Below are 10613 nucleotides of genomic sequence, written 5' to 3'. Positions count from 1 at the left end.
TACGTGCCCGCTACATCGCCCACTGCTGCGCCAGCGTCTTCTGTGAAGTCGTTCGCTGTCACGGTGATTTCCGGCGCGTCATTCACGTCCGTCACCACAACATCAACAGTAATAGTATCCGTCCCACCCTGCCCGTCGCTAACAATCACAGTAAAGCTATCGCTGCCGTTGTAGTTTTCATCTGGCGTGTATGTCCAGTTACCATTTTCATCGACGACTACAGAGCCATTAGATGGTTCTGTACCTTTACTGAACGTTAACTGATCATTATCTGTGTCTGTTGCATTGAGGGAACCGCTCACAGGAGTGTCTTCGTCGGTGGTTACTGAAACGTCACTGCCGATGGGAACATCATTTACTGGGGTTACGTCAACGTTAACCGTAATTGTGTCAGATCCACCTTGGCCGTCTGATACAACAACTGTAAAGCTGTCATTACCGTTGTAGTTTTCGTTGGGGGTATAAGTCCAATCACCATTTTCATCGATAACGACAGTACCATTTGAAGGTTCTGTCGATATACTGAATGACAGAGAATCACCATCTTCATCTGAAGCCGACAAAGTGCCACTTACTGGCGTATCTTCATCTGTCGTAAATGATACTGTGTCACCAATAGCGTCATTATTTGAATCAACAAACAGCGGGTTAGTGTTTGTTTGAGCTACGGTAGGTTCAATGAGCGAACGGTAAGCATCAAGTAAGCTTAAACTTTGGGTTTGAGATAAGCCTAATGATTCAAAACCTGTAGTAACGAACTCTGTAGCAGGAATGGTTTCTTCACCATCACGTTCAATAGTCCCGCTAGCAGCCAAACTTGAACCGTTTTGACCAGCTGCCGTTGCAAACTCCTCACCTAGCTCAGTCGGATCTTGACCTTCTTCCAATGCAGCAAAGATATTCGCAATATCTTGATCGAGTTCAATTTCGCCTTCCTCGGATGAGAAGCGTTTTGTAGATACCTGAGGTTCATTGGTTCCATTCTGGGATTCAAGAATAACATCCCCTGCTTGTAGTGGTTGTCCTTCTTCTAAGACTTTAATCGTACCATCTACCGAGATAACAATGCGCTGGCCAAGTGCTAATGCACCACCCAAATTCAATGTTGTCATGTCCATATAAACCCCTAAAAAAGCTTTTTTGTCATTAACGTCAAAATAGTGACATTATATTTATAATATTAGTTAAAATATAACACCTAAAGTCATATAATTCCTAGTTATGAATCGAGTATTTAACAACTAGAGTGACAAGCTAATGACAGTGATCACATCACACAACAATCTTAGTGCTCACAATGGCAATATAAGTTATTGTGTTTACGGAAAATAATCAGCAATAAAACTTGAGATTAACGTGTACAAGAACACCATAAAACGCACGCCAATCGGTTAACATTTTTACAACCATTTACGAACGCCAGCTTAGCGATCGTGGTTTTTTTGGCGCTTCATCTAAATTTTGTATATAACGGCATGAATTCAAGACTTAGGTGTACGCCAATTTTAGGGAGATTTACATTGAACAGGCTTCAAATAACAACATTAGGGTTAGCAATAAGTATTAGCTTACCGGCGACAGCACAAACCCTAGAGCAAGCCGTTGCGTTTACTTTAGAAAGTAACCCTGAAATCAAAAGTGCTTATAATGAATATGTCAGTAAGCGATATATTAATGATGCTTCTGGTGGTGCTTACCGTCCGAGTATAGACCTGGATGGAGGGATCGGTTATGAACACACCGACCTAGCGACTAACTCAAGCACAACAGATCTAACTCGAAAAGAAGCGACTATTACCCTTACTCAACTTATCTGGGATGGTTCCAATACCTCAAATGATATCGATCGTACCGCAGCTGATGCAGAATCTGTACGTTATCAACTGCTATCAAATGCACAGGACATCGCTTTAGAAGTCACTAAGGTCTATCTTGATGCAGTGAAAGCCTATGAAGTACTGTCACTCTCTGAAAACAACCTCGCGACACACAAAAAAATATACAGTGATATCCGCAAACGTGTTGAATCAGGCATTGGATCAACGGCAGATATGTCACAGGTAGAGGCACGTATCGCTAAAGCACACGGTAATTTGCTTGCAGCGCAAAACAACCTTTTTGACACTCACACTCAGTTCAAAAGGCTTGTCGGTCAATCTCCGCTAGGGCTAACCTTCCCTCGAGCAGATGCAGGGGCTATCCCTTATACCGTTGATGGCGCATTGGCAAAAGCCTTTAACCAACACCCAGTAATCAAGATTGCACAAGCCGATGTAGACTCAGCCAAGTTTCAATACAAGCAATCCAAGAGTACTAACTACCCGACGGTTTCTTTTGAAGCAGCACAAACCTGGCGTGATGATGCCGGCGGTACCGAAGGAAGTAGTGATGAGTTTTCTGCCATGGTTCGTTTAAGGTATAACCTTTACAACGGCGGAGCGGATCAAGATCGTGCTGAAAGTGCCGCTTATCAACTCAATAAAGCAAAAGACCTACGTGAGAGCACCTATCGTAATGTAGAGGAAAGTCTGCGTCTTTCGTGGAGCGCTCTCGATCTGACCGTCCAACAAAAAGAATTCTTATCAGACCATGTAGATTCAGCATCAGACACCGTGATCTCGTATGAGAAACAGTACCGTATCGGCAAACGTACCCTTCTCGATTTACTTAATACCGAGAATGAACTATTTGAAGCCCGTAAAGGGTATTTGGATGCCAAGTACGACGAACAATACGCAAAATACAGAGTGATGAACGCAACAGGAAACCTGTTGACCGGACTACGCGTTGAAACCCCTCAAGAATGGAATGAAAAGGTAGAATACTAATGAAGCTGATAAAGACTGTATTTCCGCTTTGTATCATGGTTGTCTCTGCCAATGTTTTAGCTGAAACAAGCGATGAAGAATTTGAATATCGAGCTCTTCCTGAGATCACACAAATTTATGATCTCGAAGATGATGATAATGATGGAGTAATCAATGCTAGAGATCTGTGTCCTGATACGCAAATTGGTGCTGAGATAGATAACGACGGTTGTGGTTCATATTTCGAATCTTCAGAAAAGAAAGAGCTCCACATACTCTTTGCTAACAACTCTACGGAGATTAACCCTGTTTTCCTTAGCCAAATACGCCAGATGGCTGCGTTTTTGAAGCGCTACGAGAGTACAAGCATTGAATTGCAAGGTTATGCCAGCAAAGTAGGCAATTCCGAACACAATTTAAAGCTCTCAAAAGAGCGCGCGTTACATGTAAGGCGTGCACTGATAAGCAATGGTATTCAGCCATCTAGAGTTAATATAGTAGGTCATGGCGACTCTGAATTCAGCAGTGATGACACAGAAATCAATCACGCACTACATCGAAAAGTTGTCGCTTCGGTTGTTGGGTTTAAGGGCAATATCAAAGAAGAGTGGCATATCTTCACCAAAATAAAGAAGTAGGATCTACCCTTCTTCCACCATACTGAAACCTTATCTTAAGTTAGCGTTTCAGTATGGTGATAATTCCTTGAATAGCATATACCTAAACCGTCTATAATGTTAATCTTGCCCCGTTATCAACATAGAGAATTAATCCATGAGCAAACTAACAGCTGATACTCAAGCAAATCTAGAACTTTTCGTTTCTGAAACACAGGAAACTAAACTGGTATGGGGCCTTCGCAACGAAGAAGGTTGGCTAGCATGTGACTCAAGTGAATTCGAAAATAGCGAAGTGATGCCTTTCTGGTCTTCAAAAGAAGATGCTCAGACTCACAATGTTGAAGAGTGGGCTGACTTCGAAGTATTAGAAATTCCACTAGATATCTTTGTAGAAGATTGGTTACTGACTCTTGCTGAAGACGGCGTTCTTGTTGGTACTAACTGGAATGCAACATTAGAAGGCAAAGAACTTGAGCCTTCTGACCTAGCGAAATTATACATCTAATTTCCGATATCGGTCGCGCGAATCGTGCGACCGATATACCTCTGATTAGTATCAATAAATTAGAGACCTACCTCGCATAACCTCGTAGCCGCACCATTCAAAATTTGAAGCAACATCAAACTAATAATAGAATATCGTTCTTTATCTGATTGATCGTCTCTTGTGAATCACTTCGTTTTTGTTACCTTTCTACTATTCATTAGCTTTTGTTCTTATAGCCAAGTATCAACATCAGATCGTGACCACCATTCACCAGTCTATACCTCCAATTTAAGCCCTACTCCAAATGCTGATTGGAACGCACTTTATCTCTCTACTTTAAATCACTCTCCTGAACGCGCATTAAACATGCTGCAAACACGCTACATCGGGTCAACGGTTTACGGAGATAAGCTTTACCTTGCGTCTCTTCTGTATCAATACATGAGCCACCGAGATCAGCCGTTCTACGGAATCGCTTCAAACGACAGCTACTACCAAACGATAGAAACAGCATTTATTTCTGCTCTAATTAAAGATGGCCAAGGCCAATATGAGGAAGCACAACAAGGCTTTCTTACACTATTGGCAAAAATGCAATCACACAGTGATTTAACTGGAAAAGCTCTATTAAAATACCAGATGTGCCGTTCGCTTAATGAGCAAGCTAAATACCATCAAGCGAACTATTATTGCTCTGCACTTAAGTCGGACTTACACAACATCGCTGACCCTGTATTACCAAAGTTTGCGACTTATCGAGTCATCGCGAACAATCACCATTTCCGCAGTGACTATCAATCTGCTCTAGATACCTACCTATCGCTGATAAACGTATTCCCACAAGGACACGATATTTCGGGGATCTATAACGATGTAGGAAACTTGCTCAAGGAATTAAAGCAATATGAGAAGTCGACAGAGTACCTAAAAGAAGCACTCATACTCAGAGCTGATGCTTCTGATTTAATGAAAGCACAAGTACATCACAGCCTTGCGGATCTCTACCTCAACCAAAAGCAAAGTGACCTAGCAATTAACCACTTTCAGCAAGCAAAAACACTGTTAACTACATCATCTCATAGCTACGGTATCGCACTAACAAGTCTTGGCTTAGGAAAAGCCTACACTCAAATTAAAGACTATGATTTGGCGAGAGGTTACTTAGTCAACGCTCTGTCGGCTTCGAATGAATTAAGTAACAACGTCATTCGTATTAACGCTTACTTGGCGATCAGCGATATGTTCGAAGATCAAAAGCTGACAACAGAGGCGCTCAATTATGCTCAGCAAGCTTTAGAAGTATCCGAGCAAGTCACAAGACACAAGTACATCGCTCAATCACTTCTGCAGCTTTCGGATATACATCAAGCGCTCAATGATTACCAACAAGCGTTCTATTTCTACCAGCGATACTCATCAATACAGATGGAATCACGAGACGTTGACAACAGATTAGCCTTTGAAGCTCTTGACCTGACTCACGCCAAATATGAACAAGAACTAGAAAGCTCTTTCCTGACACATCAGGCGAAACTCGACCGCGTTCAAATTGAAAAAATGGAACATCAAAGATGGATGTACAACATCGTTGTTATTCTATTGCTTTGCGCTGCAAGCTTTACGGTATTGGTCAACAAAACGGTTCGCACAAAAGCAGCAATTGATGGCTTGACGAAAGCATACGGTCGAACCGAGATAATTCGAAGAATCAAAAGAGTAAAACGCTGTAAAGAGACGGACAAACAGCATGTGCTCGTGCTGCTCGATCTAGATAAGTTTAAGAAGATTAATGATGAGCATGGGCACCCTACTGGTGATCGAGCCCTGATCCATATTAGTGAGAAAATTAGAAAACACTTAGTGAATGGTGAATTGTTTGGTCGCTTAGGGGGCGAAGAGTTCGTCATCATGCTAACCGATACCAAACCTGCAGAGGTGCGAGAACGCGTTGAAGAGTTGCACTACGCTATATCCAGCACCGTCTTCTTATCAGAAAGCAAAAAGCCACTTAATGTAACCGCAAGCTTTGCTTATCTAGCAACCTCAAACGCATTAAGTGACTTTGATGACTTGTATTCTGTGCTTGACCAAGCGCTCTATCAAGCCAAAAGCAACGGTCGAAACTGTATTATTGATGCATATAACGAACCGATTGATTTGCCTGAGATTATTTATTCTCCGTCTGTTTGCGAACCAATTCAGCCATAATGCTTTCGCGATCACCTAGATAATCGTTAAGGCCAACTTTACGCAGTTCACATGCCGGGCAATCGCCACAGCCATCACCAACAATGCCGTTGTAACAAGTCAGTGTTTTGTTTCTAACAAGCTCAAGTGCTGAGTACTGGTCTGCTAGCGCCCATGTCTCAGCCTTGTTTAGCCACATTAGCGGTGTTTTGATATCAAGCTGCTTATCCATACCTTGCACAAGCGCAGAGTTCATCGCCTTCACAAAATCATTGCGGCAGTCAGGGTAACCAGAAAAGTCTGTTTCACACACACCTGTAATCACTGTTTCAGCACCGATTTGGTAAGCGTAAATACCCGCCAAAGTTAAAAACAGAATATTACGACCAGGAACAAAAGAGTTTGGTAGTCCATTCTCTTGCAGCTCATGAGACACAGGAATATCGTCGCGAGTCAGAGAGCTAATAGCCAGTTCATTCAATAAAGTCACATCCATTACTTTGTGTGCTTTCACACCAAGCTCTTTCGACAATGACTCAGCGACTTCAATCTCGAGTCTATGACGCTGACCATAATCAAATGTAATCGCATGAACTTCATCATACTCTTTTAATGCTTGAACAAGACACGTTGTTGAGTCTTGACCCCCACTGAATACTACCACTGCTTTTTTCATCTTAAATCCTTACGAGAACCTTCTACTAGCGACTTATCTTACCCAGTAAAAATACAACCTATGCGATGCTCAAATATTTGTGAGTTTGTATTGATAAGCGCCAATTGCGCTCAATGCAGATATCAATACAAAGCTGAGTTGCGCGGTCTTTTTGGCTGATTGGCTGCAGAGCGATAACAGTGTCGCTAGGAACCGCAGCTCGCTCCAATAAACCGTCAAGTTGTTCGATGTCTTTGTTTGTACCTACTGGATGCTTAATTTCATTAGCACGTTGTAAGGCGCTATCTAAGATTTCCAGTTTCGCTTTCATTGCCACTTTAGGTGACACCGTAACCCAAGTGTCATGTGTGGCTTTTACTTCTGATGTTCCGCTAGTCTCAATCTGACAGCGACAACCGTGCTGCTCAAATGCTTCAGTAAGAGGAACAAGATCATAAATGCACGGCTCACCACCTGTAATCACAATGTGCTTCGCAGTGTAACCTTGCTTGATATATTCATTCACGATTCCTTGAGCATCGATTGCTGACCAAGTTGGTGAATCCTCTGTCTTAACCATGATATCGCCAAGGCTAGTCTCGTCTTCTGGTAAAGCGTCCCAGGTCTGTTTGGTATCACACCAAGAACAGCCTACTGGACAAACTTGTAGACGAACAAAAACAGCGGGAACGCCAGTAAACACGCCCTCACCCTGAATGGTTTCAAACATTTCATTAATCTTGTACAACTTTCCCTCAGCTCAATCATTGGATGAAATTAATCAACCGCAGACCTTAAAGCACTTCCCCCTTTTGGTCAAACAAATGAGTACTGATAAATGAGTTGATCAAAGCCCTAGCCTGAAGTTTCAAGTTCCCTTATCCTTTCGCCCATTAGATTTCGTTAGCTTTTAATTTTTTAGTAAGGAACAACATGTACAAACTGATTGCTCTTGATATGGATGGCACATTACTCAATAGTGAAAAAGTGATTTCTCAAGAGAACAAAGACGCGATCGCCAAAGCACGAGCTGCGGGTGTGAAAGTGGTTCTAGCTTCTGGTCGCCCTTTAGAAGGCATGCAAAGCAAATTAGATGAGCTATCAATTAACGGCGAAGATGACTTCGTACTCTTCTACAACGGCTCGATGGTTCAGAACGTTTCTACAAAAGAGATCATTCACAGTGAGATCAGCAATGGTAAAGCCGCAAAAGATATCGCTACCCTCGCTGCACAGCTTGGTGGTTATGTTCATGCTTTCAGTAAGGTTTACGGCTTAATCACACCTGAGAACAATGAATACACTGGTATTGAAGCGCGTATTAACGGCTTAGATATAACTGAGTTCGATTTTTCACAGCTAGAAGATAACCACGAAATCATCAAAACTATGATTGTCGCTGAACCAAGCAAGCTGACTGAAATCATCGGCAAGTTGCCACAAGAGCTTAAGTCTCAGTTTACTATCGTGCAAAGTGCACCATTTTTCTTAGAGTTCCTAAATCCAAATTCAAATAAGGGTGTCGGTATTGAAGCAATAGCGAAACACTTAGGCATTAAAGCGGAAGAAGTAATCTGCATGGGTGACGCTGAAAACGATCACCATATGCTTGAATACGCAGGCCTTGGCATTGCAATGGACAACGCAATGGAAGAAACCAAGAAATTGTCGGATCACATCACTGCGAGCAACGACGACCATGGTGTAGCGGTCGCGATTGAGAAGTTTATCTTCAACTCATAAACGCTCACCAGGCTCTAGTGAGAATGACTTCTTGCTTGTTGCAAAAATAACAAAGGCTGCGCACTGCACAGCCTTCTTTTATTTAACAAGTATCGTTCGACTATTTTCTTGCCCAAGGCAGACGAAATGCCACCACACCAAACAGAATCAAGATTGGGAAACGTAACGTTTCAATAATAAATGAAGCAATACCACTGAAAGAGACAAAGCTTCCTGCCCAGCTAATCAGCAGATTTCCCGCTAACAGCATCGCCATCACTCCAACCACGATCTTGAATGAAAACTGACCGACCAAAGGTTTCGAGTCTGTTAACGTCACTAGACATGCAATCGTCATCAAAATGGCCACCCAGAATGAAAATGTAGGCAGTGGCCATATCACCGTGAGAACAATCGACAGTAAGCATAATGCCCACCAGACACCTTTAGAGCTCAATAAGGCACTAATATCCACATCAGGTTTTGCATCTAATCTGACTATGTGCCACGTCGTTAATGCACCTAATACGCCCCCCATTAAGACATCACTAATGAACGCACTGCCTGAATAAGACTTAAACAGCATGATCCAAAGTAAGCCAGCAAGCACAATCAATATAGATTTTTGTTCCAAGAGACACTTTAGTTTCCAAAAAACTAACAAGGTTAAGCTCACCCATAAGGCAGCCAACAGACTCGGAAAACTATAGCCACTACTCATTACCAGCTTCAGTGTTGGCAGGTAAGCATGCGGGCGTGGAAAACCAAAACCTTGATGCGCAATCAAAGTTAGCAGTGTCACCGAAATCAAAGTGAAACCAAACTTCAACGCGAAATTACGGCCAAAGTACCAAGCAATTAGTGGCAATATAACGATAAAAACCCATGGCTTCGCTAACAAGTCAGTCAAAAGAACAGTATTCCCAAACACGCTTGGCATCTTATTGAACGCGTTTTGAAGCGACACAATCCAACTTAATTCAACTTGATGAACTTTCGGTGCCGCGCCCACCAGCTCAGTCACATACGTTACCGGTTGATCTGTTGCGGAGAAAAACAGCTCGTTAATCTCTGGCCACTGTTCTGGATAGCGGTATTGGTGATCTTGCAATTCAGTAGGAGGAAGTAACATCGCTCTGCTGACTTCCACGCCGTAATGAGGCGCAAACCAAATCGGCAGCTCAAAGCCACCTAACTCATTTCGAGCCTTGTAGCTGATCACTTCAGAGTCAGAGATACAATCAAACACAACGGCGCTGTCGGTATACCCCAGCACATCACCGACTGTTACCGACAAGCCCGCCTCTTCCCACGTTTCACGCTGCGCCGCGACTGCTGGCGGCTCACCCGAAACAACAGTTCCTCCCGGTAGAGACAATTGACCTGTGATCAACTCATCAACCAACACGATTTGGTTATCAGCACGTACTACACACAAAGCGCCCGCGATATGATCGGGCAAAGTGTTGTTAGCCCAAGCGGAAGTAGTACTCAAAAGAGACAGTATGAAAACTAATAAATATCGAATAACCAACGAGTTTACCTAAAAAATAATAGAAGAAATTTAAGACTGCTCTAGTGTAATCAAACACGTACAAAATCGCTGTCTACGTTTTGTGCAAAGCCTTCCTCATCCATTGAATGTGAGGTGTGAACCCCATTTTTTGATAGAAGTCCTTGGCAGGTGAATTAAAGTCCCAAACCTCTACAAAGACTTGTTCAACCCCATAATCATCAAAAGTACTTTCAACTTTGTTAAACAGCTTTTCAGCAATTGATTCTTTTCGATAATCAGGCAAGACAAACAGCTCATCAACACTCCCCATCGGCACTGGTTTACTCACCGTTGAGATAAGCTCACAAAAATGCCCAGAGATAAAGCCAACAATGAGCTCACCCTTTAATGCCACATAAACCAAACATTCAGGATCATCCAAGTATCGTGCAATGCTTTTTTCCTGCTCAATCTCTTCTGCCGTTTTAAAGTGTTCTGGGCTAGCAAGGTGGTGGTGATGATGGAGATCGAACATTAACTCGTTAAGTTGTTCCAAATCCGCGTGCTTTGCGGCCCTTAAGGTGACATTCATGACTATTGCGCTTCTCAAACCAAATTAATATCTAAACTGAGTCTAGTT

At 42.6% G+C, this 10613-nt stretch carries 10 protein-coding genes; 5 read left to right on the top strand and 5 right to left on the bottom strand.

Translation table 11 applies throughout. From position 1 onward, the window contains the following. On the bottom strand, nt 1–1118 hold a 1118-nt coding region (locus QQ041_RS15995), incomplete at its 3' end, for a tandem-95 repeat protein (RefSeq protein WP_285954453.1). Nucleotides 1119–1562: 444 nt separating this feature from the next. On the opposite strand from QQ041_RS15995, the gene QQ041_RS15990 reads away from it, so the two are divergent. The 4 genes from QQ041_RS15990 (at nt 1563) to QQ041_RS15975 (ending at nt 6122) form a co-directional block, all read left to right on the top strand. Next, nucleotides 1563–2828 (top strand): TolC family outer membrane protein, encoded by a 1266-nt coding sequence (locus QQ041_RS15990; RefSeq protein WP_146490002.1) that lies wholly within the window; start codon nt 1563–1565, stop codon nt 2826–2828. Then, nucleotides 2828–3445: an OmpA family protein gene (locus tag QQ041_RS15985; protein WP_019824717.1), complete on the top strand. Its 618-nt coding sequence runs from the start codon at nt 2828–2830 to the stop codon at nt 3443–3445. Before QQ041_RS15990 ends, QQ041_RS15985 begins: the two co-directional genes overlap by 1 nt. Nucleotides 3446–3581: 136 nt before the next feature. Beyond that, nucleotides 3582–3932 carry a DUF2750 domain-containing protein gene (locus QQ041_RS15980; RefSeq protein ID WP_017062305.1) on the top strand — a complete coding sequence of 117 codons (351 nt, stop codon included), beginning with the start codon at nt 3582–3584 and terminating at the stop codon, nt 3930–3932. A 162-nt stretch (nt 3933–4094) separates the two neighbouring features. Continuing rightward, nucleotides 4095–6122, top strand: a complete 2028-nt coding sequence (locus tag QQ041_RS15975; protein WP_285954452.1) for a diguanylate cyclase — start codon at nt 4095–4097, stop codon at nt 6120–6122. On the opposite strand, the gene queC is transcribed toward QQ041_RS15975, so the two are convergent. Together queC and queE are read right to left on the bottom strand one after the other, a co-directional pair. Further along, entirely contained in the window at nt 6082–6777 is a 696-nt protein-coding gene (gene queC / locus QQ041_RS15970; RefSeq protein ID WP_146489990.1) for a 7-cyano-7-deazaguanine synthase QueC, read from the bottom strand. The two genes, QQ041_RS15975 and queC, sit on opposite strands and share 41 nt — an antisense overlap. A 58-nt stretch (nt 6778–6835) precedes the next feature. Further along, the gene (gene queE / locus QQ041_RS15965) at nt 6836–7504 is read right to left on the bottom strand and encodes a 7-carboxy-7-deazaguanine synthase QueE (RefSeq protein ID WP_353057840.1); all 669 of its coding nucleotides are present in this window, start codon (nt 7502–7504) and stop codon (nt 6836–6838) included. Between the two features lie 185 nt (nt 7505–7689). On the opposite strand from queE, the gene QQ041_RS15960 reads away from it, so the two are divergent. Next, entirely contained in the window at nt 7690–8499 is an 810-nt protein-coding gene (locus QQ041_RS15960) for a Cof-type HAD-IIB family hydrolase (RefSeq protein ID WP_285954450.1), read from the top strand. Nucleotides 8500–8599: 100 nt separating this feature from the next. Here the strand turns inward: QQ041_RS15960 and QQ041_RS15955 are convergent, their stop codons facing one another. Together QQ041_RS15955 and QQ041_RS15950 are read right to left on the bottom strand one after the other, a co-directional pair. Further along, nucleotides 8600–10012, bottom strand: a complete 1413-nt coding sequence (locus QQ041_RS15955) for a phosphatase PAP2 family protein (RefSeq protein WP_285954449.1) — start codon at nt 10010–10012, stop codon at nt 8600–8602. Between the two features lie 73 nt (nt 10013–10085). Further along, complete coding sequence (locus QQ041_RS15950; RefSeq protein WP_009846623.1) at nt 10086–10565, bottom strand: GNAT family N-acetyltransferase; 480 nt, start codon at nt 10563–10565, stop codon at nt 10086–10088. Nucleotides 10566–10613 lie beyond the last annotated feature (48 nt).

It is taken from the genome of Vibrio sp. TMPB1044 (genome assembly GCF_030442075.1).
GTDB lineage: Bacteria > Pseudomonadota > Gammaproteobacteria > Enterobacterales > Vibrionaceae > Vibrio > Vibrio satsumensis.
Note: the sequence above shows the minus strand (reverse complement) of the source record. Positions and strands in the feature narration are given on the sequence as shown.